Genomic DNA, 23,829 nt, shown 5'->3' with positions numbered 1-23,829 from the left:
TTTATAAATTTGTTTTTTCAAATACTATTTTTTCAACTGGCATTTTCCTGCGTTGTTCATTATGGATACAGCGCTGATCCAAGATAAAATCTTTAAAGAAACGCACCGCCCCCAAAATAAAATAATGTACTTTTTTCCCGTCATATTCTTTTTCCACATAGAGCTTGCCTACACGCCATGGGATAATCACACACATCCCCACAGGCAAAGCAGGCAACCAAGTCAAAAAAGGTAAGAAGGGCATAATAAGGGCCAAGACAAGGAGAAAGGTCAAGGCAAAGACAAATAAAAATGGAAAAGACACTGGCGTTTGAAAGGTCCAAAACACCTTGCCTTTAATTTCTACACGTTGTATCCAGTAAGGGGTTTCTAATCCCACCGCATAATCCATATCCTCTTTTAACATCTATCCTCCTTTGACTGAAAAGCCCATGAATTTAAGAATGGCAGAGATAATGGTCCAACCGATAGAAAAAAGATCCACTCCCCGAAGCATGGCAATAGCTATGGAAATCACAAAGAAACCTGCGATAACCTTTATAATCTGTCCACCCTTCCAAGCCATAATCAGCCACAGACCACCAAAGATGATGACCAACTGAATGATTCCTTTCACAATTTGTTCTACTGTCATTTTGTATCCCCTCTACTGTTTTTATTTTTTAGGTTTTTGTTTTTGCGCTGTTTTAGGCGCTTTATCATTTTTTGCTTTTTTACTGGCTTCCTGAGCTTTGGCTTGTTTATCTTTTAAAGTTTGAATTTCTTTATTCAAATCTTTAATTTTCTTATCCAGTGCTTTTTGATTCGCCATAAGTGTTTGTGTCGTCGCATTTACACTTTCTGTGAGTTGAGCAACCTGTCTATTGGCATGAATTGCTGTAAAGCCTAAGAAAACAAAGAATAAGGTCACAACCACCGTAAAGATACGGTAAAGAAGATAAGCTTTACTTTTTCCTGTCTGCACAGGCTCGTCTATGGGCGCTGCCTTAGGAATACTTTCAATCTTATCCCAGGCACTTTCTCCCCTGACTTTTTTCATTTTGTCCTTTTTCTTTAACTTTTTCAAAGGCGCAACAGGAGAAGCTTTTTGAGGGACAGATTCTTCCTCCTTCTCTTTGACTTCCTCCACTGTTTCAGTTTCTTCTTCAAAAGGCTCTAAGACACCTCCTGCTTCATCAAAAGCCACAAGCAGCTTGTCCATTTCATCTTCCGTTAATGACGAAGCTACACTTTTAGCTTCTATCCCTTCTTTTTGAGCAAGAAAAAGGAGGGCTTGACTTTTCACACCCAACTCTCTTGCCAGTTTATAAATTTCCAATAGTTTACCTCCATCATTATTCATTAATACCTTATTTCTACCCTCTAAATTTTTGTTGGATATCCGCAATATCATTCAAACTATTGTTTAAAAGATAGAGCGTAGACTCAAGACTATCAATAGCGCTCAAAAGGTTACGCAAATCCTTTGAGCGATTGTTTTTTTGTAAAAATACTAAGAGATCATCAAACGTGTACTCTCGTTTTCTAAAATCCAATTTAATATCTACCGCCTTATCAAGTAGAAGAGATATTTCACTCGTTATTTTATGTATCATTTTTTCCTTTCTTGATGTTATACTTTCCGGAATTTTCACTTAGAAAAAATGTTAATCTTAAAGCGACACCTCCAAACACAGACACAATAAACACTCCAACAATCGGATACATCTGCGCTAATGCACAAAAAAGAGAAACAAAAATAAAAAACACAAGGCAAATCAAACTACAACAAATAAGTCGAAGACCTTCTTTTAAAATTTTCATATTGTTTACCTCCATTAATCATTAACGTCTGTATTAATGATTAAAATATGACAAAAAAACCACTAATAATAAACAGAACATCAAGTAGAATAATTATTCCTAAGCCTCTTTCAAGAGATAACTTATATTTCACTCCTCCAATCAAAAGAGTAAAATTCCTTTTTTCAAGATATTTAGCCAATAACATACCCAACCATAACATGACTTGAACCAGTAATCCTTCTACAAATTTATGATTAAAGTATTGTCCCACTAAACTTAGTAAAGTTAAACTAAAGAAAAAGACTATTGCTCGTTTATGTTGGTGTAATTTTTGTTTCATCTTATCTCCCTACCTTACGGACATAGCCATTTGAGCTTTGACGGTAGTCACGTATGGCTAAATCACGGCCAAAAGCTGAATAATCAAAATACTGTTCCAGAGTCGATGGTTCAAAACTTTCTAAACCGCCCATTTGTTCAACCACTTCATAGGCTAAATCCTCCTCATCATCAGCTTCTACAAAGTCAAAATCATCTCCCAGCTCCAGAACTTCTTCTAGAGTATAGATTTCTAGAATATCTTCAATATGGTCCATATGAGACACTTCTTCTAGCTTTACCTCCGTTATAACTGCCTAAGTTGACAATATATACTCTTGGCGTTTTTATACGCATAACATATCCTCCAATATAAAAAGCCCCGTCTTGGACAAGGCATTATTTTTATGATGTGTAACAACAATGAATCTTTCACTCGTCCATTATTCTAAATAATCACTCTTCATTAAGAAAAACTATAAGTATCAGATATTCTACTGCGAGTGCAATAAGCATTATTTTTTCAACATCAGACATTTTTATTCCTCCCTCCTCCATTCACCGCTTTTTAGGGTCAAATCCTTTTAGTCTTTTTGGTTTTTCTTAAGGACAGACTTAATTTTATCCCATTGCGCAAGCACAAGACCTACAGGCAAGAAGCCAAAGCCTGCCATACCCCACAAGGCGATTTTCTCCCCTGTTTGAGGAAGAAGACCCTTAGGACTTGGAGTGTTTGGAGCTTTCACTGTAAAGGTTTCTTTTTCATCATCCTTATTGTGATGAGAAATAAGTGGTTTTTCCTTGTCTTTTGGTTTTTGACCGTGCCATGCGTCCTCATAGAAAGTTATCTTGTGTCCCGCATATTTTGTCGCATCCACTTTGACGGGCACTTCCACAACACCTTTTGTATCTGTCGCCTTAAAGGTCAAAGTTCCATTCACATCAATAACCTTCTTCAAGTCATGGTCGTAGGCTTGACTGATTTTAACAGTATAAGTGTCCCCTTTGACTAAGCCTTCATAGAAGAACTTATCTTTAACTATAGTGCTTGACGGACTTATTTCTTTGTCCTGCACTTCTGTGTGTCCATCAGCTTTAGCCACCTTAACAGATTGAGAAGGGTTATTCTTATAGTCGTTTTCCTCAACAACCTTGTTTCCTTTCTCATCTGTGACAAGTTCAGTAACCGTGTACTCCTTGTCTTGGTCTTTCAAGGTATGAATAACTGGGAAATCCAACTGCACAGAAGCACTGCCATTTGTATCGGTCTTAAACTTCTTCTCCGCAATGATAGCTTTGCCTTTTTCATCCTTGACTTCTTGACCTGTACCTTTGTACACGACTTTACCCTTAAGGTTGAACTCCTGAGAAGCAGGCAAATTAGACATCTGAGCCATATCCGTCACACGAGCTTGACCTACACCCAGCAACTTATCGCCATCCGCCTTATCTTTGGCAGTGGTTGTAATGGTTGGTCTAGGTTTTTCTTCTGGCTTGTCTGTAAATGTACCAAGGTTCAAGTTAAACATGATATTGTTATCTTTCATGTGAGATACATCCACATCATTCGTAGAAATAATTTGACCTGTGACTGTATCCTTAAAAACAAAGGTATAGCTTGTAATTGTCCCTGCACTGTCACGGTTTGTGGTGTGGGTCACTGTAAAAGGATTGATAGGCTTCAAGCCTTTTGGTGTTTCTACTTCTGTAAACTCATAGTCTCCAAACACAAGGAGATTTTTGAAGTCCACCACACCATTTGTCGTGATACCACTTGCCTTATCCAGTACGCCTTTAGAAGTGGTTGTGACAGGCTTTCCTTTTGTATCATTAATAGGTCTTGCCTCAAATTTTGCCCCATTCAAGCCAGTAAGCGAACCATTCACATCCTGCACCTTGTTCCACACTACACCAAACATACCTACACGGTCTTGAGCTGTGGCTTCTTCCATGTAGTTTTTAGTGCTTGGATTGAATTTGTCCTTTTCATCAAATTCAACATCATACTTTTTCGTAGACAACTCATAGCCTTCTGGGTCTTTGGTTTCTTGCCAGTAAACCTTATCCGGATAATTCAGGTTTTTAAGTTTCACTCCTTTGGAAACATCTGTCATACGAAGGACAACATTATCACCTGCGACTTTTTCTCCTGCGACTGCAGTAATAGGATAGCCTTCATTGCCGTCTTTCCACGTCACCGGTTGATTGTTGGATTTATAGAAAAGCCCCCATTCTGAATTTTCCAGATGAGCTGCCCCTTGGGCTTCTGCCTTTCCTGTGTCGGCATCTTGCTTAAGCAGTGTAGCTTCACCCAAACCAATTGTTTTGATTTTTAATTTACCATCTAGTCTAGAGGGATCCGTTGTAGCAAATAGAGTTTGTCCTACAGTGCCATTAGGATTAATGGTGCCATAAATATAGCTCGGTTGGAAATTATCATCATTTCGATTTTTTATTTCAACCTTTCCCTCTTTCCCAATTGCCTTTGGGGTAGCTGAGACTTCAAGGCTATTGCCTTTACGTTGAGCAGTCAATCCCTCACTTGCTTTAATACGGTCAAAAGGCAAACCATAGCCTCCCGCATTTCCCGCAAGAACCCCTGCCTTATCTGTGGTTGAGGCACTTGAGCCTGCCAGAACCGTTAAGGGGTTGGGGTTAAAGTCTGGACTTTTAGAACTTGCGGCAGCTTGTTTAAGAATAGTGGTCGCATATTTTACTACTTCACTGATATCCGCTCCAGTGGACGCTAATCCTGTAATTTTATGTCCTCCCACAACGTTATTCAGTTTTGAAGTGTCCACTTCCGAAACTTTTGGAAGTAGCCCTGAAACTTCATTCTGACCTGCTTCAACCAGCCACATGGCAAATTGTGTCGCAAGGTTAATGTTAGGGTCTGCCTCCGCATTATTAACCTCTCCAATATAGACAATATTGTTCACCAAATTGCGTTGGTACTCCGACATTGACTGCCATAATTTATAGACCGCTTCATTTTGACCGGCACGTGTCGCCAAAGCCCCATTAAAGACATCTGTGAAAGGCTCCAAACAAAATGTGGTGACCCCGTTCACTTGCATGAAATTTGCGGAAGTGTCATGCCCATTCGACCATTTGACCGTCCCTGTACCTGTGAACTTATAATTTACGCCACCTTTTTCTGGCAATGAGACTGAGGGGGAGTGCTTGGTATTCAAGACATCTGCTTGTACAAGACCTGCGACTACACCACTTACTGTTACTACAAGCAAGGCACTTGTCACAAAGTGCTTGCCTTTTTTATGGCAACGAAAACCTGTCTGTTTTTCTTCTGTCAGTGCTTTTTTCAACTTTTTCTTCTGAAATTTGAACATCTGTATTTACTCCTATCTTTTTTTATTTTGCGCAAAATAAAAAGCCACGGCTTGGCTTTCTCTTCTTTTCCTATACCATATAGACACGTCCTTCCTACAATCCTTTTTATGTCTTGATTGAGGACAAAAAAAGATAGCCCTTAAAGAAACTATCTTTTTTCTACCTTTATTTAATATGCGCCATAAGAATGAGCTTCCCAATTTGTATTTGCCCATTGTGCTGCAGCACGTCCAGCTTCTGCCAAACTTGAAAAGCCACCTTGAGACCAAATTATTTGTCCGTCTTCATTCCTTACCCAGCCTGTAAAGCTTTGGGCAGGTGGTGTAAGACTACCTCCGCTGCCATTAGAAGACGTGCCATGATTAGAGGAGGAACTCCCTGTGTTAGGATTTGGCTGTGCTGGGGCAACTGCACCACCTGTCGCAGGAGCTGTATAGCTTGGTGTTGCAGGAGCTTGAGCTTGACTATATTGTCCATATTCTGGACTTATCCCTGTCGCAGGGACTTCTGCTTGTGCTTCTTGCGTATTATTCGCGGGCTGTGCTGAATGGTCCGCTTGATCTTGTGCTTCTTGAGCTTTAGCCTTTGACTCTTCTTTAGCTTTTTTAACCTTTAGCTCTGTTTTAACCTTGTCTAAACGCTTCTGTAATTCTGCTTTTTTAGACTTTGTCATTGCGTCTTTTAATGTATTGACCGCATCTTGAGCTGTCTTGATAGTTTGGTCTGTCTTCGCTTTCTCCGCAGCACTTACAGCCTTGTCTGCTTGATGAAAGAAGTCCCAGTTCTTACGCACTTTCTCTACACGAGTATTGAGAGATTTTTGGTCTTTCTTGTCTAGCTTTTTAATGGCTTCTTGAGCTGCTTTGACATCTGTTTCAGCTTTGAAAGTTTCTGCTTTTTCTGTCGCCTCTTTGGCAGAAGCAAGAAGTTTATCATAGGTTCGTTTGGCTTCTTGAGCTGTCTTTTCTGCTTTTACTTGCGCTTGATGATGAGCGACAAGGCCTGCACTTCCTCCTGCCAAAATGAGACAGGCAATACCTGCTATAATCCAATGTTTTTTTGTAAATTTCATAAATTTTAAAACTCCTTATTTATAAATATGTATTTTATTATAAGCTTTTTAATGTATTTTTCCCACTCTTGATAAAGGCTCTAGCTTCTTCTTTTTGAGATATTCTAGACAGTCTGCTAAAAATTCTGGAAACTCCCGCTCTCGTGCTTCTAAATGGATTTTAAGTCGAGCAATTTCTTCCTCTTTTTCTTTTAACATCTTCTTTCTCCTTATTATTCCAATATAATTTCTTGTATTCAAATATTTTTTATTATAAAATAACGATATAATTTTTATAGAAAGGTAATATTAGCATGGTTACAATTAAAAAAACTACTGCATCTCTTAAAGAAATTATTCTAAAAAGTATTTGGTTTGGTTTTATTGCTGGTATGATTTCTGGAATGGTTAAGATCGGTTGGGAAGCAATTCTTCCTCCACGTACTATTGCACGTAATTTAACTAATCCCCCACAACATATGATGGAACAATTCGGTGTCCCTTCGTCGTTAACACATTCCTATGTCTTATATTCAGAAGATCAAAAGGTATTTTGGTTTTCTTTGATACTCCATTTTACTTTCTCAATTTTCTTTGCGGCTTTATTTATTTTTTTAGTTCAATATTGGAAAAATATTGCCTTATGGCAAGGCGCTGCCTATGGTATTGCAATCTGGATCATTTGGCACATTATTTTGATGCCTCTAATGGGAACTATTCCAGCTCCATGGAATCAACCGTTTGATGAACATTTCTCTGAATTCTTTGGTCATATTGTTTGGGCATGGTCAATTGCAGCATGTACATATTATCTAATTGCTAAAGATAAAAAAGGGAATTTAGAAAATATTTGATAAAAAAGAGGACTTACATCCTCTTTTACTTTTAGCATATTTAATCTCCCTCCTGTAAAACCCACTTTTTACCTTTGTTTACATGATTTACCACCCTGTATGTGTCTCCATAGACATCAACTGCGACAATCCCTGTAAATCTCTTTTTCGCATAGCTTTTTGTGCTAATTTCTCCATCTAATACGAAAATATAATCACGTTCAATTCTGGCATAGGCTTGCATTTGTTCTGCGGTATAGAACTTTGGAAATGCTTCAACTTCTTGCGCATTTCTACGAGCTATACCTCTATCTATAAAATAGCTATAAGCTGTGCCATTCTCAAAGACGACAAAATCTTCTGGACTCACGGGCTGAATATCTTTTAGGCGCATTCTTTAAGTACCTCGTAACACTTTCTACACAGTAGTTGATGTTCTATTGTGGCAAGTGCAGTACCTTTATGACATTTTTCGCACAACACAACTTCTTTTTTAGTTTCCATATTCTAACTTGACCTCACATTCATCACAAAATTGATAGTTTTAATCTGGAATAACATCTTCTTTTGAAAGTGCTAGACCACATAATTTACATTTCATTTTTAGCTCCTTTACATATAACATATTGAATTTTAAAGTCTTAAAACCATAAGAACATTAAGAAGGGCGAGAAGAATTGAAAATATAATTTTAAATCCTTCTCCATATCCCTCCTCTCTAAGATAGATGATGAACAATATCTCAATAAATATGACAAGTATAAATTCTTCCAACATCTCATCCTCTGTCTAATCGTGACCTTGTTTACCAACAACTCACCTTTTTATTGTTAAACAAGCACAAGGAGTCGAACCTTGAACTTGTATGAACTCCGTCCTATTTTTTAAAGTTGAGTATTCACTGCTTTTTGACCCATGCCATAAGCAAGCATGCTTACCTCGTCAAGTTGGTTATTCACAGAGAAAAAGCTTCTAAGCACTTCATCAATAACCCCATAATCTGAGCCTGGCATTACATCACCATAAGCTCTAAAATAAGCCAGTAAGTTACTTGCGACAGTCCATGCTTCATCATATCTTTTGGTAATCATTAACTCACCAAGTCTTTGAATTTTACTTTGTGCCTCGTCTTTACTGTATGTCATAATATTTCCCTCACTCTTTCTTTGGTTTTTGGCGCTTTTCTTACATTTCAGAAGGCTGAAGGCAAAATCCCACCCTACTTATATTATGTTGTCGCCTTTTATTTTGCGCCACGACGAGCTTGCGCTTGAACTTCTTCAAGTTTTGATTTCAATTCATTGAAAGATTTCTTTGAAAAATTGTAAGAGGATGACGCCTTGACTAAGTTTTTAATCAAGTCATTGGTACGATTGGACACAATCTCAATGCTATCATCCAAAATTGCTGTGTCATTTTCAACTGTTCGCAAAACTTTACCTTTTCCTTTAAGCTTTTGAGCCGCTTCTTGAAAAGCGTTCCCTGCCGCAAAAAGGGCTTCAATGTCGTTTACTTCTGCCTGAAGTGCTTTGATTTCCTGTGAGAGTATTGGCATAATATCTTCTTCCTTTTCTTTCTATATTTTATTTTTCCCGCCTCTACTTTTGCCTTCACTCATCTGAAATGTTTTTATAAAAAATGCTTAGCCAAATATTTCTATAAGCCAGAGATCCACAAGTTTTTCTATAATACGACTGGTGCCGTCCGCATTGTAGCCTAAGCGTTTATCAAGACTTAAAAAAATCAAGCCTTGTTCACGGTGGCTTAAGGCTTGACCGCTTTGGACTTTCTCCTCTAAAGCAACACATTCACACTCTGATAAAATAAAATACATCCTCCTTTCTCAATAAAAAATAGAGAAGCCTTATTCCCTATCCGATAAACCACCAAGCGCACGCTTAAATACCACTTGTTCATTGCGCAGCTTTCTTAAATACTGGACAGCCTTTTCTTCCGAATCAAAACTTGCCAAGCGCCTAAAATCTGGACCATAGAGAGGATAGTTCCCACAGTAAGCCCTCACTTTCATCTCAACCACTTCATAGGATATTCTACCGTCATAATAGTACACTTGATGAATGGTAAAGCGCTCTAAAATAGACTTTCTAACCAACGCGACTTTCCTTTCATGGCAGAAGTTTAAAAATTTTTTGAATAACATCGTTTCTCCTTATACCTATTTATAGTGAATTAGTAAATTTGTTTACCCATAACTTCTTTTTTATTTGTATACAAACTCAAGGAATCTTGAATTTATTGCTTCTATCATTTAAAATAAATAAAAAATTTATTTTAAAGAAGGGCAGACACATGAACTATACTATAATCCACAGTTCACTTCATCCCTCTTACTGTTTAAAGTGCAAAAGAGTATTTAATCCTATCATTACAAATAACGGTTATCCTGCTCTTTTTTGTGCAGAATGCTGGAACAAATATCCTGCACACTGCCACCAAATTTTAAATAAACAAAAAATGAGGCGAAGATAATCGCTCTCTCAATAATATCGAAAAGAAAGCCGTGAGTTCTTCCACTGCTTTTTCTACTTCTTCTTCATTTTTGCCCACAGGTGCTGAACTTATCCCCGTATTGCAATTTATCAATACAAACCATTGAACGGCCAGTTGAGAAAGCTGTTCACGAGTAAAACAGGAATACTCTTTTTCTTTTATATAAGGCAAGCCTTCCCTTCTTAATCCCGATGGAATTTTAAACGGACTAAAGCCATCTATGGAGATTATACCTTGAGGAGACTCATAAAAATCAATACTCATTTCATAACGAGAATGATTTTTCCTCAAAGTTAAGAATTGCTTTTGAGCTTCAATTTCATTTTCTATTTCATCCATTTTCTTTCCTTTCTACAAGACAGCTTCCGCATAACCATTTGCGATTAAAAAATAAAGCGCTCCCCTATAGCCCAAAGGAAGCTCTCCTATCTTTTGATTTTTATATTTTTCATAGTAGCTTCTTCTTGACTCCTTAGGCTCAGAGGGAAAGAGAAAACCCAGTTGCTCCAATACATCCAAAGCAGCTTCTTCATCAAAGACCTGAAAATAAAGACTATCATAGACACCACTGTCATACTTGTTTATATCAAAACGATACTGGTTTAAGAAGAAACGCAAAAGCTTATCATGGTTGTTCAGTCTCTTTTCTTGAAGCTTACGAAAATGTTCGATATTACCTTCTATGACGTCCCTCCTCTAAGCAGCTCCAACTGCTCTAAAATTCTTTCATTGCGTTCTGTGATTTCCGCAGAAGCTATGATTTCCTGTAAACGACTGTCCCCTACTATCTCATCATACTTGCTTAACAGTAAATAAGTAGAAGCAGGACCACCATTTTCAAACCAGTGAAATATTCTGTTTACATCAGGAGCTTCTGGTTGTACTGTAAAATGAGTGGCATTCATTGTCCCCATTAACTTATACCAGTCCATATAAAGACCGCCTTCCGAATCATAAAAGGTCAAATTATCATTGATAATCTTGACCCCTTCTTCTGCTAGATTAAAGTTTGTCTCCACAAACTCTCTCACAAAAGCATTTGAAATTGCCTTGCGCATGATAATCTCATAACGATTTTTCAAACCATAAAGGTCCCGAATCGCTTCCACAGAGGTTTTCTCCTGTTCGGCACGTTCGTAATCTTTTTCATAGAAACGGAAAAAGAGATGGGTACGTTTAGAACCAAAATATAGGGAAAGCCCGTCATTGATTAAGCCTTCCCCTGTTCTTCTGCCCCCTAATATTGCCGCATAACTCTTTTTTCTCCCGTTCCAGCGCCCCTCACGGGCAGCACTCAAGAGCTGAAACAAATCAAAGTTCCCCTCTTTTTCATTGTAGAGTTCATCAAGCGCCAAGTCAAAACGGGTCACTTTCATGAAATTTTCATTGTCTGGGGCTTTTCTTAAGGCATAATCTATAGCATTTTTGAAAAAGTCATACCAAGTCTTTTTGCCTTGATGAAATTCAAAGTCATACTCCAACTCCCTACAAGCCTGTCCACTCATTTCAATCAAGACTCCTGCTTTAGGGTCTTTGTCATGGTAATAAACATTAATATGTCCGTAATTGAGAAAGAAAGGATACTTGTAGCGCTTGAAATCATTCAAATGAAAGTTCTCAATTTTTAAACCCAAGACCTCTTGTATCACCTCATGGACATTCAGAGTTTGAAATCGAATATTCACATAATCAATGGTCGCCACTAACTTATACCGACTGTCAAGAGGTTTATAAAAAGCCGCTTTTATCTTTTCCTCAATGTCAAGAGTCAAAGCTTTTTCTCCCTTCTCAATTTTACGATAGTAACTCAAAGAGATACCAAGAATATCTGCCATAAACTGCTGGGTCACATGCGCCCCTGTCCTTACGGCTTTTACATCAATTTGCTTGCCCACCTTTCTCCTTTTTATATTGCCCACACTCCAAATCGAGGTGACACCTCTTAGAGGTGCATGGTTACTGGTTTGGTTAGGGTAGTGTCACTTCTTACCCCCCTCATTAGCTCCTCGGGGGTTTATCGAGTGGCGGCTTGCGCCACCACTCCGTGCATACGCACGCTCACTCCTTACGCTGCGCACGGAGCTATGCTTACGCGTCTGCACGCATAAAATCTAAAGAAAGAAGAACAGCCCTCAAGAAGTGGAAACTGCTGTCACGCACTTCCGTTTGTGAGGGCAGTACGACCGTGGAAAATTGCTTGCCTTGGGCAAGTTGTCTTTCAGACAAACGGACAAGTCCTATAATTTCCCACCGCCGACTGCGAGAGTTTTATCCCCTCCTATAAAGAAAATCACTCCAAGTCCTCTTTAAAATTCTCAAAGTCCCTCTTGTACTCGGCTTCATCCGCCAAGATTTCCTCAATGGCTTCATGAAGTGTCAAAGCTCCTGCTTCTTTGGCAGAAAAGACCGACTGTAAGGCATAATAATCATCCTCCGTATAGGGTGCTTTTTCCCGAATAGGAAAGGCAGCCGCGGCTAAGCGCTCAATGACTGTTTTTACAGTCTTGTTGGGCTGCCCTAATTTACGGCTTAAAGCCGTAATCGTATAGGTTTTGTCTTCCAATTGCCCTGCTTCTGCACGCTCCAGCTCTACATTTGAGACAGGAGGAGCTTCAAGCTGAACAGCTTGAACGTCTTCCAAGACAGGAAGTTTTGCCAGTTCTGTGATAAAGTCATAGCCTTCTTCAATAGGCACAAAGGGACTATAGAACTCACGAGCCAGCTCCCCATTGTTTGCCACATAGCCACGACCAATTTTACCCTTGATATACTTGAATATTTTCTTTTCATTTTCATCCCCAAATATCATGCGGTAACCCATAGCTGTTAAGCGACCTACCGCCAAACGTTTCATGAAGTTATCACGTAGGGCGGTCTTTAAGTATTCGCCATCTGGTCTTTGCATGGCTAAGATAAGAAAGACACCTGAGGCACGTCCTTTTAAAACAATCTGTGTCACAGACTGAACCACTTCCTCATATTCTTGATAGGTCAGACTGGCGATAAAAGCTGCCCACTCATCAAACAGAATGAATTTGGGAAATAAGCCATAGTCTGAATAACGTTTACCCGGCTTATATTCCGAATGACTGGTCATGACATCATAGCGCTGATCCATAAAAACCACTGCTTCTCTTAAGCAATTCATCATGCTTTCTTTATCGATAAAAACACGGTCTTTAAAAACAGGAACATCTTTTAAACCTACAAAATCGGAGCGTTTAGGGTCACAAATATCGACCTGACCCACACGAGCCAAAGCTGAGAGTAAAGACATTAAAAGAACGGTCTTCCCTCCACCTGTGCCGCCCGCAATCAATAAATGTGGGTCTGCTTCATAGTTCCAGTAAACCCCATTCATGAGCTTCACACCTAGTTTCTTATCAATGCATACATCATTCACATGAATCCTGTTTCGCTCACCCTCAATGGCAAAGACATACTCCACATAAGACCTTTTAGCCAGAATCCTCTTTTCATTGATAAAGTTCTGTTCTTGAAAGTCCGCAAAGAAAGTCGTCTCAAGCTCCCCAGAAAGGGACAAGAATTTCTCTTGGTGTGTCCCCCCGTCAATGGGAAAATAAACATGCAATTCATAAGAGTTGGGTTGCTTCACATAGATACGGGCAAGCTTTTTCCGCTCCCGACTTCCCTTGTCTGTCTTGACCGTCACCTTATCCACAAGATTATGCTTAAGCAAATAATTCAACAATAAGCGTTTGTAATTATTGACTGAGAAAGCTCTAAAATTCTGGTAAGTGAACACAAGTAAAACAAAAGACAAAGAAAAAGCTACAAAAAAAATAGCTGCCAAAACAAGGGCAAGCCTTTTGTAATCCATAGCTTGAAACTCTTTATAAAAGATGAGACTGGGACTGCTTAAGAGAAGTCCTACAAGCCCCACAAAGCTTTGACGGTCATACCTGTTCCACAAATACAGACGAGCACCTTTGGACACGTTTTTTTGTCGCATAAGCTATCTATTTCTTCTCAGGAGTTTTTTCGGACTTGTCTTCTGATTTAGCAGTGACATTTGGAGTGGACACCGCACTTTTACCCACTTTTTCAATTTTTTCCGCACGGAACTTGACCCCGTCATAATAGTGTACACGGCTTTGTCCATTAAAAACGGAAAGCTCTTTCTCACTCCAGAAGAAGGCAGAAGGATGAACAAGTTTGACTTCATCTTCATAGTCCAGTCCATCAAAAGCTGTATCCGCAGGCATTTTAACTTCAATTTGTTCGCCCATAGCTTCAGAATAAAGCTTAACTTCGTAATAGTCCACCTCATCTGTTGGACGGCGTTTGATTTCTCCTTCTTCTGCTTCATAGTCTTCATAACGCAGTTGAGCTTCCGCAGACAAAAAGAGCAATTTCCCAAGCCCCTTGTCAAAGTCTCCAAATTCTTCTGTCAATTCATTTTGTTTTGTAAAATCTTTACTCAATTTCAATACCATACTTTTTCCTCCTTTAAGCCAGTTTGAGTGAATCCGCATAAATCACATATTCGTAAGCATATTTTCCCTTAGGTGTACGGTTACGCACCTGTGCAAGCTTGACTCCTGTCAAGAGAACTTCTTGGCGTCGGGTAGGCTTTGCGGCATTGCCACCTTCTACACGGATTTCAAAACCTTCTGGGTGCTTCTTACTTGTCGCAAGGTAACGGGTATAGCCTGCTTCAACACCACGCTTAGGCACAATTTCGATTTTTTTATCTACAGTGATTTTATCTCCCAAAAATTTTTGGGCTTGAATTGGAAATTTAATCATATTTTCCTCCTTAAATGTATGTATTTTGGCTAGTTTATGTCATAGCAGACAAGGTTCGGACACAAATATATTCTTTTTTCTCACAGCTCCTAAAAGAGCTGTAGCACTACAAAAAGCTCCCACATGGGAAGCCTTATCTTCTGTCAGTTTTTCTTTATGATGATTTTATTTTTTTAGATAAAACCTCCTTTTCTTTTATTCATGCGATAAACAGGAGTCGAACCTGTATCTCTTGTATCCCCCTATACAAGCGCCTTTCCTTTAGACCATGACCGCAAAAAACCTGCATGCTTCACATACAGGTCACATCTATTTCTCTCCACCTCGCAACGTACTTACAAAAAAGAAAAAAGGATTGGAAATTTTTAGGATATTATATTAAAAGAGAAGTTTATGGCAGAATGAAAAATAGACGCACAATAGCAACAAATGTTTAACGTCATTTCTGACGAGGTTGCCGGCAAGACTCGAACTTGCATTGAAAGATTGAAAAGCTTTCGTAATCCCCTTATACTACAGCAACAAGAAAAAAAGAGAGTAAATCCTCTCTTTTTTATAACTTGACAAGGTAAAAATAGTCCCCTATCATTATAAGTAAAAATATCCTCCTCTCCTTTCGAAAACCGATAAACAAAATGTTTCCAACCTAAAACGAAAGGAGAGAATATAAATTTTTTTGATGTATTAGAACTCCTCAAAGAGATATTCATAATAAAAAGAAAACAAAGATTTACTTTAAAGAATGTCTTGCATTTTTGAAAAATATACAAGAAGTCATTTGCATAGTATTACCGAACTTCATTTTAGTGCTTTGACATTCTTTTAATGTATCTCGTCGTTCTCTTTTCCATTTCGCATTCACTCAATATCTTCATCATACAACTTAAGTTGCCAGTAAAACAAACATTACTCTGGGAGTAACTCATTGACTTAAGTTTCTTCTTACTTCACATAAGAAGAACAAACACCATTCATTGAACGGCTCATTGACTTAAGTTTTTACTGTTTTTCAGAACAAGCCCTATCTATTCTTTCAGAAGGTCAGATATTGTCGTGTTGTTTTTTTACATTTTTCATTGCGTTGAGAAAAGGCATAAACACCTAAAACTCAACAAGGCATAGTGCCTTTATTCTTTTCTTTACGTATTTTTGTTTTGACTTCATTTTAAAGTCAGTTGAGAAAGCGTGGAAGAAATACCCTGAAACTCAACACTGGTCTTATCGTTTTTTGTTCGAGTGCCTCGTTACTCCCCTGTCGCCAAGGGCGAGAAAAACACGGACTTTCAGATAACAGGCTCTGTTTCACCAGGTCTGATTTCACATTCACACGGATACCTCTGCTAGTGCATAACGCCAGCATGAACACTATATCTCAAAGGGCAGTTTCCTGCCGTTTTTATACTCCTTCAGATTGACGGGTTCCGCCCAATTCTCTGAAGTTCGCCACACACTCCTATCTTTCATTCAGTAGTGACTTGTCGCAGTTGCCAGGAGCGCCCCACCTGCCCCATCTCTTTCATCTCTAAAAGAGATTAACGGGAATATTCAGTTGTCAATGAACAAAAATCACAAATCAGCATATCCATTGACTTTTCTCCTCCAAAACTGTTATAATAATAGTGTCTAAGTATTATTATACAGTTTTGCGAAGAGCTCCACTCGATGGGGCTATTTGCATTTCTTTTTAACCTTAACGGTTAATTATATTTTAACCGATACGTTTAAAAATGTCAATTGCAAAACAAAATCAGCCTATTAAAATATTTTTGCACATACATTTCATTTCTCTTTCCAAAGAGAAATTTCAAAAATAAGAAAGAAAGTTACCATGAATTTCTACGAACGTTTACAATCTCTTGCCAAAGAAAACAATAAATCTTTCAATCAAATTGAAAAAGACTTAAATTATGGAAAAAATACTCTTTATCGTTATAAAGTGCAAAATCCTACTCAAGAACGTCTTTTAGAATTAAGCAAATATTTTAATGTCAGCACAGACTATCTACTTGGAATAACAGATACTAAACAATTGACTTCAACTGAAAGTGAATTGTCTCAACTTAATGAAACTAATCAAAAAAGAGCCACTAACATAATAGAAAAGCTCCTAAAAGAACAAGAACCTCCTGTCACATCTGAAGAACTTTTTCCTTATCGCGTAATGGATCAAGCCCTCTCTGCTGGTCTAGGTTATGGCTATACAAATGAGTTGAACTATTCTACAGTTTACTGGAACAAAGAGGTAGATTATGACATGGCAACTTGGATTAAAGGGGATTCCATGGAACCCGAATTTTACAGCGGGGAAGTCGTCCTTATTAAAAAGCAAAATGTGCCAGATTACAATGGGCAAGTTTGTGCTGTAGACTGGGACGGTAATTCTTTTATTAAAAAAGTGTATGTGGAAGATGACGGATTTGTTCTCTCCTCCATTAATGATAAGTATGCGGATAAATTCGCTTCTTGGTACGAAGAACCTCGAATCATCGGCAAAGTTATTGCACATTTCGTACCTGTACCCTACTAATTTCAAAATTAAAAACCTTAGGACATTCAAATTCCTAAGGTTTCTTTTGTTCTCAGTCAAGGATAAAGTGTTACACAACATACTGATTTTACAAAAACTTACAAAGTAAAAGATTGCTAGGCTATTTAGCAATCCTTTATTTTATAAATTTTATTTCACTATCACTTAGCTATGAAGACTTTAATTGTTGCGCCAATTCCTGATCTCGAGCGACTATCTCCGATATTTTAGCCTTAATCTCATGTTCAAGATTTTTAAACTTTTCACTCATTTGTTTCACTTGATGGATTTTATGTTGGTAGATTTGCGCAGGAGTATCCACTATATTCTCATGAGTGAAACCTACCTCCTCAAGAGCTTCGTAAACTTCCCAATCCTCAAGAGAATCTCCAAATTCTCGTGCTTCCCGTACTGTTTCTTCCCATAATTTCTCTTGTTCTTTAATCCCATCTTGATAAAGTTTAATAATCCTTTCAGTTGCTGTTTCAAAATCATGTTTTGCTTCTTCAACAATAATCAAAGCTTCTTTACTGTCAAGATAAAATTTTTCATTGGCAGACAACCCGCCACCACTCTCAAACAATATAGCCCTTAATTGATAAAGTTTCTTCATCTGAATGTTAAAATCTTTAGTTGCATAAGTTCCATATAATTTTAGATATTCTTTAACCCGTTCATTTGCCTCGTCATTATCATCCGTAAAAGGATTCCAGTCTCCGTTTTTCTTTGCCCAGTTTTTGGCAGCTTCTTCAACTTGCTCTTTAGTCATATTAGGTGCAAAAATGCCATCTTTAGCTAGACGATCTAAATTCAATAAATCTCCATCAAAGTAGTTAGATAGGGTATTATGTTTTTCTATACCTTCAATCACCTGCACATTACCATATTTATTGTCACGATGAGAAAGTCCTGCCCAAGAATCATTTTGATAGCGCAATAATGCTTCAGGATGATTTTTTATCCATTCTTTTTGTGATTGTGTTAAAGTTTCAAACTGATTGTTCCCCCAGTCATCAAAGCTGGTAGTTTTAAATCCATCTATTCGTCCATGTTCAGCGGCCATTTTCATCATATAGCCCCCGGATTGGCTAAATCCCGCAACGTCAGTAATTTTCCCATTATATTTAGAAACTTCTTTTCTCGTTTGTTTTAAGAAAGCTTCCGCATCGGCATATTCTCCTGAGAGTCCTCCAACCCAAGCTTCAGCGGCAGTCCCAAATCCGTTTCGTCCAACCTCAGTAGGTGTATTCGTCCCAGCATAGATAACAGCGATATTATTATAGTCAGGAGTCTCATCCTCTTTGATAGGTGCAATAGCCATAGCATTCAATTGAGAATTGTCATCACTAGCACTTTTCTTTATAATTTCAAACTTTACTTTTTTCTCCTGAATCTCTAGAGTTAATTTTTTACCTTTTTTGTGAACAGTGCTTTTTGTTTTATCAATGGCTTTAGCTAATATTTCTGTTGTAATCTCACTACTCATCGATTCTACACCTCTAATATGTTAATTTATAAATGTCCAAATTATAAACAACTTTTGCTTTTTTGCTTCCATAAGAAGATTTTTTAAAATTCTTAAAATCTTCTTTTTCAGATGGAGTTAATTCATCAGTTGCATTTTCTAAGTCTGTTTGAATTGAAAAATCCGTATTTCTAGAATTTAAAGAACTAGATTTAACATATTTATTTAAATCATTATCATATTCTGTTTCATCGGTTAGAGTAAAATCCACAGAAAAATAGGTATCTTCAGATACAAATATTTTCACTGTAGTATCAACATAATTTCCAAATAAAGATGGACCTAAAATTGGAGAATTTCTATATTCTACACCAATCCCTTGCCATTCAATTTTCTCAATTCCTTCGTAATTTTTAACTAAATAGTCAGTGACATAATCTTGTATAAGTTTTACACCTTGTTGGTACTCTTTTTCAATTGTCTTTTTTTTCATATATCCACTCCCTCCGATAACTAAAATAATAGCAATACATACAGCACTCAAAATACTGGCTGATATTAAGATACTTTTTTTCATTCCTGCACCCTTCTAAAAATTTATTTCCCTATTTTCTGAAGTACAAGTAACCTATACAAAAATAAAACATTGTTTATTTTCTCACACTCTTATTTTATCATCCTGTTTTCTATGTTGTCAATAAATCTAAAAACTTTAAAATCAAATACACAACTTATCGTGGACTAACTTTTACAAAAGCTATTCGTACATATACTTCTTTTACTGCTCGGTTAATTTTTTGGTTAATCTACACTTCTGAAATCTTGTTCCCTCTTATTTACTGTGAGTATTTGTTACGCTGCGCCATACAACCATTTTATTTATTCTTACTTTGAATAGCAACTATAAATAATTTTAAACAACTGAAGCTCAACAATCCTTTATTTTATAAATTTTATTTCTATATCACTTGGCTATGAAGACTTTAATTGTTGCGCCAATTCTTGATCTCGAGCTACCACCTCTGATATTTTAGCCTTATCTCCTGTACGAGTTATTTCTCCATCTTTATACTTAGAATCTACACTATATGCTCTCTTGGCTATCTCTTGATAATTTTTAGGAGTGATTTTCATTCAATAACCTCAGTTTCTCCATTGCTATAAATCACTTCTAAATGATGTTCTACAGCTTTTCTACTTTTTATTTCTTCTAACTTATCTGATTTATAATTATTTTCATCTTTACCCAAATTAATTGAATAATCTCCCTCAGCTTCAAGCGACATATTATAAATCTCACCACCCATAGTTACTTCCGCTCCTACAGTCCAAGGAATCCCTACTCCTGGATAAGAACCTTCACTTATGAACTCCACCTTAGTCACATGAGGCTCTTTTTTCTTTAACGCCAATGCCGCCTGTCTTTGATTTTCTAAATTCTTTTCATGTGTTCGAGCATCCATATATTTTTTTCCTCCAATACTTAGAACAATAGTAAGAGCTATAGCAGTCAAAATACCAACTGAGATTAAAATACTTTTTTTCATTCCTGCATCCTTCTAAAAATTTATTTCCCTATTTTCTGAAGTACAAGTATTCTCTACAAAACAAAAGATTGTATATTTTTTCACACTCTTATTTTATCATTCTATTTGCTATATTGTCAATAAATCTAAAGGTTTCAAAATCAAATAAATAGTTTATCCCGGACTAATTAAAAAAATATACAAAGCAAAAAATTGCTAAACAACCAAAGCTCAGCAATCCTTTATTTTATAAATTTTATTTGTACACGTGATTCTTTCACGACTTGATTAATTTTTGATGGAGATATGTATCGCAAATAAGCACAGAAAGCGCGAACTACTCAAGATAATCTGATAAATAACCCCCTTCAATCATCTTATAATTGAATACTTTTCCAATATACTCCATAGCTTCAAATAAATGTGATCTATCACTATCCCAACCACGACCATCAGTTATATAAATAAATTCGTGGTTTGTTCTGCTAAATCGATTATGTAAGTCTTTGAACTCCGTTGCAGAAGCTTTTGATTTTGAACCGCCAGAATTAAAATTATTGACTTCAAATAGATATAATTTTCTACGAACGGGATTATAAATAGAGCCATCAAAACGCCTATTTCCAAATGTTTCATCTAAATCAAGATTATACCATTCTTTTATATTCTCTTTAGTTGTCTGTCCGTGACAAATCCATCCCTTCCTTTCAGCAATATCTTTCAATACTGTTTCAAGATAAAGTTCTCCCATGTCACCACTTCGGTTTTTACGTCCGTTTGAATCCATTCCAGCTTCAACGCCTACAGCATAATCATGAACCGACTTCTTTAGACCAGAACGTAACACCCAAGACAGACCACTGTCATGTAAAAATTTCAAATATGCATCAATATTTTCCTCATCAATTTCATTGAAATTAAGATAATAAACCCCGTCTATGTCTTGTACTTTCAAAATACGTTTTAAATAAGGTTTTTCAAACTTGTTATCTCTAATTCCTAATAAATATGGCAATAATAACAATAAACTAGAACGGCTACGGAAAAAATCATTTATTTCTTCATCGGATTTACCAATCAAATAATCTAAGGTATATAAATCAGGGCTATCATACAGTTCTAAATTCTTTTGAACATTTTCAAAATTGAACCAGTAGGAAGCAAGAAAACTCAGTGAAGATCTTGTTTCCATAAAGAAATTTAACTTTTCATTTGAACTTAAATTCAAATATTCAAACACATTATATTCCATTTTGTACCTCAAAAATTCACAATCAATAATTCATTTACTTTGCCACGCTTTTGAGCATCAGAATTAATCATTCGAGTTGCCCCAACTTCAACAATCGTTTTCGCAACTGGTTTATATAAATCATAAACCAGTTCAGAAGATGAATTTGAAACAATCACATAAACACCCCGATCGGTTAATTTTACAAACAAATCACGCAAACGAACTTGTTCATCATACCCAAATCCATCAGCAGTATATCCAGTAAACGACTCTGTTGGAGAAAGTGGAACATAGGGTGGATCAAAATAAACCAAATCACCTTGTTTTGCATTTTTCGTTGCGGTCTCAAAATCACCATGTAAAATTGAAATATCATTTTCATTCAAATAACAGCTGATATTCCTCAAATTCTCTTCATCAAAAATACGCGGATTCTTATATTTGCCATAAGGAACATTAAACTGATTTTTAGAATTCACACGGTATAAACCGTTAAAATTAACACGTAACATATAAAGTATGCGACCAGCCCGTTCAACATTTGACATTTTTTCAATACGTCCATCACGATCCGCAGAACGTAGGTCAAGATAATATTCTCTGCTGTCATTTTTCTTATGCTTTTTCAATTCATCAATCAATGATTCAACATCACTTTCAATAACTTGATAAGCTAAAATCAGTTCCTTATTATTATCATTGATAACCGCTTGTTTTGGTGCTAGTTCAAAGAATAATGCTCCGCCACCAACAAACGGTTCATAATAATCACCAAAACTTGGTGGTAACACTTTCAATAACTCAGGTAAAAGTTGACGTTTACCTCCAACCCATTTCGTAAAAGGTTTTAAATGTTTAGTCATTAACATTCCACTTCCAAAATTTCTACTATAATTTTTTATTTTGCTATTCTATTTTCTATACTGTTAATAAAACTAAAGTTCGATACCGGGATAAACCTTTATATCAGATAAAGCTTCTGCAATTTCATTAAAATTTTCTTTATCAAATAAATCGTGGTTTGTGATTGCTATGGAATCTAGCTCAAAAGTTTCTACATAATTCCTCAACCAATCTAAAGAAAACGTAAAATCCGAATCTTTAATACTAGCAATCGTATGAATGTGAAAATCGATTTTCTTAGTCATTATTACTCGCTCCCTCCTCCAAATGACCTATCTTCTATGATTTATTATAGCATATATTAATACCCCCGAAACTTACTTCGCTACACTCTAAAACGAACAAATCAAAAAAATTCACTCGCCAAGTAATAACTAAAATGACCATTCAGTGAGTTGTGGATATTTTTATCTATCACTTATCTCATTTTCCTTACTAATAAGATCATATCATAAAAGATTGCTATTAATCCTCATGTACCTGCTAATAACAATCTTTAATCTTTACAAAATAAAATCTCATCATAAACCAATTCTTACAAAAACCTACAAAGTAAAAAATTGCTAAACGACTAAAGCTCAGCAATCCTTTATTTTATAAATTTTATTCATTCACACACTTCTTTCGCTGCTTGGTTAATTTTTTGGTTAGCCTGCACTTCTGAAATCTTTCTTCCTCTTATTTACTGTGAGTATTTATTGCTCCATTCCATAGTCACATTAAATACGCCGACAGATTCGTCTCATGGTACGAAGAGCCTCGTATTATAGGCAAAATTATTGCACATTTCGTACCTGTACCCTACTAATTTCAAAATTAAAAACCTTAGGACATTCAAATTCCTAAGGTTTCTTTTGTTCTCAGTCAAGGATAAAGTGTTACACAACATACTGATTTTACAAAAACTTACAAAGTAAAAGATTGCTAGGCTATTTAGCAATCCTTTATTTTATAAATTTTATTTCACTATCACTTAGCTATGAAGACTTTAATTGTTGCGCCAATTCCTGATCTCGAGCGACTATCTCCGATATTTTAGCCTTAATCTCATGTTCAAGATTTTTAAACTTTTCACTCATTTGTTTCACTTGATGGATTTTATGTTGGTAGAGTTGTGTAGGAAAGGCCACAATAGCTTCATGAGTGAAACCTACCTCTTCAAGCGCTTCATAAACTTCCCAATCCTCAAGATAATCTCCTAATTCTCGTGCTTCCCGCACTGTTTCCTCCCATAATTTCTCTTGTTCTTTAATCCCATCTTGATAAAGTTTCACGAGGTCCATCATAGAAACATCAAAATCAATGCTGGCCATGGACACAACGGAGAGAGCTTGGGCAGAGTCTAGATATATTTTTTCATTCGAAGATAGACCTGAACCACTGGCCACAAACTTTTTCCTCAACTGCTCTAAAGCTCTAAACTGGCTACTCATCTGATATTCAATATAAGCTTGTTTTAGTTTGTGAAATTCTTCCAAAGATTCTTTAGTAACCTTCAATTCGCCTTTAGTAAAGCGATAGCCGCCCACATATGTTGAGCCATTATATCTACCTC

30 protein-coding genes, 2 tRNA genes and 1 pseudogene are annotated in these 23,829 nt (G+C 36.7%); 2 read left to right on the top strand and 31 right to left on the bottom strand.

The window, feature by feature from the left end:
* Position 1 precedes the first annotated feature (1 nt).
* The 10 genes from NFR51_RS08925 to NFR51_RS08880 all read right to left on the bottom strand — a co-directional run bounded on the left by NFR51_RS08925 (position 2) and on the right by NFR51_RS08880 (position 6,724).
* Positions 2-406, bottom strand: a complete 405-nt coding sequence (locus NFR51_RS08925) for a conjugal transfer protein (RefSeq protein ID WP_202231662.1) — start codon at positions 404-406, stop codon at positions 2-4.
* A complete protein-coding gene (locus tag NFR51_RS08920; RefSeq protein WP_202231661.1) occupies positions 407-634 on the bottom strand; it encodes a hypothetical protein in 228 nt (75 codons plus the stop codon).
* Between the two features lie 21 nt (positions 635-655).
* Positions 656-1,342, bottom strand: coding sequence for a translation initiation factor IF-2 N-terminal domain-containing protein (locus tag NFR51_RS08915; RefSeq protein WP_251713345.1), 687 nt, complete (start codon positions 1,340-1,342; stop codon positions 656-658).
* 13 nt (positions 1,343-1,355) lie between these two features.
* Entirely contained in the window at positions 1,356-1,595 is a 240-nt protein-coding gene (locus tag NFR51_RS08910) for a hypothetical protein (RefSeq protein ID WP_251713344.1), read from the bottom strand.
* Positions 1,585-1,803 (bottom strand): hypothetical protein, encoded by a 219-nt coding sequence (locus NFR51_RS08905; RefSeq protein ID WP_251713343.1) that lies wholly within the window; start codon positions 1,801-1,803, stop codon positions 1,585-1,587. The genes NFR51_RS08910 and NFR51_RS08905 overlap by 11 nt, the downstream gene beginning before the upstream one ends.
* A gap of 40 nt (positions 1,804-1,843) precedes the next feature.
* Positions 1,844-2,125 (bottom strand): hypothetical protein, encoded by a 282-nt coding sequence (locus tag NFR51_RS08900; protein WP_202231722.1) that lies wholly within the window; start codon positions 2,123-2,125, stop codon positions 1,844-1,846.
* Position 2,126: 1 nt separating this feature from the next.
* Entirely contained in the window at positions 2,127-2,390 is a 264-nt protein-coding gene (locus tag NFR51_RS08895) for an antirestriction protein ArdA (RefSeq protein WP_439108864.1), read from the bottom strand.
* Between the two features lie 297 nt (positions 2,391-2,687).
* Positions 2,688-5,453, bottom strand: a complete 2,766-nt coding sequence (locus NFR51_RS08890) for a VaFE repeat-containing surface-anchored protein (RefSeq protein WP_251713341.1) — start codon at positions 5,451-5,453, stop codon at positions 2,688-2,690.
* Between the two features lie 170 nt (positions 5,454-5,623).
* Entirely contained in the window at positions 5,624-6,526 is a 903-nt protein-coding gene (locus NFR51_RS08885) for a serine protease (RefSeq protein WP_251713340.1), read from the bottom strand.
* 48 nt (positions 6,527-6,574) lie between these two features.
* Positions 6,575-6,724 carry a hypothetical protein gene (locus NFR51_RS08880; protein WP_202231716.1) on the bottom strand — a complete coding sequence of 50 codons (150 nt, stop codon included), beginning with the start codon at positions 6,722-6,724 and terminating at the stop codon, positions 6,575-6,577.
* A gap of 95 nt (positions 6,725-6,819) precedes the next feature.
* Between NFR51_RS08880 and NFR51_RS08875 the strand changes: the two genes are divergently transcribed.
* The gene (locus tag NFR51_RS08875; RefSeq protein ID WP_202231717.1) at positions 6,820-7,359 is read left to right on the top strand and encodes a YagU family protein; all 540 of its coding nucleotides are present in this window, start codon (positions 6,820-6,822) and stop codon (positions 7,357-7,359) included.
* 40 nt (positions 7,360-7,399) lie between these two features.
* Here the strand turns inward: NFR51_RS08875 and NFR51_RS08870 are convergent, their stop codons facing one another.
* The 13 genes from NFR51_RS08870 to NFR51_RS08810 form a co-directional block, all read right to left on the bottom strand.
* Positions 7,400-7,732, bottom strand: a complete 333-nt coding sequence (locus NFR51_RS08870) for a hypothetical protein (protein ID WP_251713339.1) — start codon at positions 7,730-7,732, stop codon at positions 7,400-7,402.
* A 490-nt stretch (positions 7,733-8,222) separates the two neighbouring features.
* Positions 8,223-8,483, bottom strand: coding sequence for a hypothetical protein (locus tag NFR51_RS08865; RefSeq protein WP_251713338.1), 261 nt, complete (start codon positions 8,481-8,483; stop codon positions 8,223-8,225).
* Between the two features lie 98 nt (positions 8,484-8,581).
* The gene (locus tag NFR51_RS08860) at positions 8,582-8,893 is read right to left on the bottom strand and encodes a hypothetical protein (protein WP_251713337.1); all 312 of its coding nucleotides are present in this window, start codon (positions 8,891-8,893) and stop codon (positions 8,582-8,584) included.
* A gap of 87 nt (positions 8,894-8,980) precedes the next feature.
* Positions 8,981-9,172: a hypothetical protein gene (locus NFR51_RS08855; protein WP_202231532.1), complete on the bottom strand. Its 192-nt coding sequence runs from the start codon at positions 9,170-9,172 to the stop codon at positions 8,981-8,983.
* A 30-nt stretch (positions 9,173-9,202) separates the two neighbouring features.
* Complete coding sequence (locus NFR51_RS08850) at positions 9,203-9,499, bottom strand: hypothetical protein (RefSeq protein WP_202231533.1); 297 nt, start codon at positions 9,497-9,499, stop codon at positions 9,203-9,205.
* Between the two features lie 299 nt (positions 9,500-9,798).
* On the bottom strand, positions 9,799-10,188 hold the full coding sequence (locus NFR51_RS08845; RefSeq protein ID WP_202231534.1) for a hypothetical protein: 390 nt from the start codon (positions 10,186-10,188) through the stop codon (positions 9,799-9,801).
* Between the two features lie 12 nt (positions 10,189-10,200).
* Positions 10,201-10,467: a hypothetical protein gene (locus NFR51_RS08840; RefSeq protein ID WP_237460025.1), complete on the bottom strand. Its 267-nt coding sequence runs from the start codon at positions 10,465-10,467 to the stop codon at positions 10,201-10,203.
* Between the two features lie 62 nt (positions 10,468-10,529).
* On the bottom strand, positions 10,530-11,744 hold the full coding sequence (locus NFR51_RS08835; RefSeq protein WP_251713336.1) for a replication initiation factor domain-containing protein: 1,215 nt from the start codon (positions 11,742-11,744) through the stop codon (positions 10,530-10,532).
* 395 nt (positions 11,745-12,139) lie between these two features.
* Entirely contained in the window at positions 12,140-13,822 is a 1,683-nt protein-coding gene (locus NFR51_RS08830; protein WP_251713335.1) for an FtsK/SpoIIIE domain-containing protein, read from the bottom strand.
* Positions 13,823-13,829: 7 nt separating this feature from the next.
* Positions 13,830-14,306: a DUF961 family protein gene (locus tag NFR51_RS08825; RefSeq protein ID WP_251713334.1), complete on the bottom strand. Its 477-nt coding sequence runs from the start codon at positions 14,304-14,306 to the stop codon at positions 13,830-13,832.
* Positions 14,307-14,319: 13 nt separating this feature from the next.
* The gene (locus NFR51_RS08820; protein ID WP_251713333.1) at positions 14,320-14,619 is read right to left on the bottom strand and encodes a hypothetical protein; all 300 of its coding nucleotides are present in this window, start codon (positions 14,617-14,619) and stop codon (positions 14,320-14,322) included.
* A gap of 202 nt (positions 14,620-14,821) precedes the next feature.
* Positions 14,822-14,895 (bottom strand) — tRNA-OTHER (locus NFR51_RS08815).
* Positions 14,896-15,071: 176 nt separating this feature from the next.
* Positions 15,072-15,142: transfer RNA gene (locus tag NFR51_RS08810), tRNA-Glu, on the bottom strand.
* A 1,305-nt stretch (positions 15,143-16,447) separates the two neighbouring features.
* Between NFR51_RS08810 and NFR51_RS08805 the strand changes: the two genes are divergently transcribed.
* Positions 16,448-17,146, top strand: a complete 699-nt coding sequence (locus NFR51_RS08805) for a LexA family transcriptional regulator (protein ID WP_251713332.1) — start codon at positions 16,448-16,450, stop codon at positions 17,144-17,146.
* A gap of 169 nt (positions 17,147-17,315) precedes the next feature.
* Here NFR51_RS08805 and NFR51_RS08800 read toward each other — a convergent pair whose 3' ends face one another.
* The 8 genes and pseudogenes from NFR51_RS08800 to NFR51_RS08765 form a co-directional block, all read right to left on the bottom strand.
* A complete protein-coding gene (locus NFR51_RS08800; protein ID WP_251713331.1) occupies positions 17,316-18,632 on the bottom strand; it encodes a hypothetical protein in 1,317 nt (438 codons plus the stop codon).
* A 13-nt stretch (positions 18,633-18,645) separates the two neighbouring features.
* Entirely contained in the window at positions 18,646-19,188 is a 543-nt protein-coding gene (locus NFR51_RS08795) for a hypothetical protein (protein ID WP_251713330.1), read from the bottom strand.
* A gap of 395 nt (positions 19,189-19,583) precedes the next feature.
* Positions 19,584-19,745, bottom strand: a complete 162-nt coding sequence (locus NFR51_RS08790) for a hypothetical protein (protein ID WP_251713329.1) — start codon at positions 19,743-19,745, stop codon at positions 19,584-19,586.
* Entirely contained in the window at positions 19,742-20,158 is a 417-nt protein-coding gene (locus tag NFR51_RS08785; protein WP_251713328.1) for a hypothetical protein, read from the bottom strand. Before NFR51_RS08785 ends, NFR51_RS08790 begins: the two co-directional genes overlap by 4 nt.
* 316 nt (positions 20,159-20,474) lie before the next feature.
* Positions 20,475-21,389: a DpnII family type II restriction endonuclease gene (locus tag NFR51_RS08780; RefSeq protein ID WP_251713327.1), complete on the bottom strand. Its 915-nt coding sequence runs from the start codon at positions 21,387-21,389 to the stop codon at positions 20,475-20,477.
* An 8-nt stretch (positions 21,390-21,397) separates the two neighbouring features.
* Positions 21,398-22,234, bottom strand: coding sequence for a DNA adenine methylase (locus NFR51_RS08775; RefSeq protein ID WP_251713326.1), 837 nt, complete (start codon positions 22,232-22,234; stop codon positions 21,398-21,400).
* 72 nt (positions 22,235-22,306) lie between these two features.
* Positions 22,307-22,519, bottom strand: coding sequence for a PHP domain-containing protein (locus NFR51_RS08770; RefSeq protein WP_251713325.1), 213 nt, complete (start codon positions 22,517-22,519; stop codon positions 22,307-22,309).
* Between the two features lie 732 nt (positions 22,520-23,251).
* A pseudogene (locus tag NFR51_RS08765) lies at positions 23,252-23,829 on the bottom strand (hypothetical protein); the annotation flags it as partial.

Origin of the sequence: Lactococcus ileimucosae, assembly GCF_943193185.1 — a bacterium.
Classification (GTDB): Bacteria; Bacillota; Bacilli; order Lactobacillales; family Streptococcaceae; genus Lactococcus; species Lactococcus ileimucosae.
Note: the sequence above shows the minus strand (reverse complement) of the source record. Positions and strands in the feature narration are given on the sequence as shown.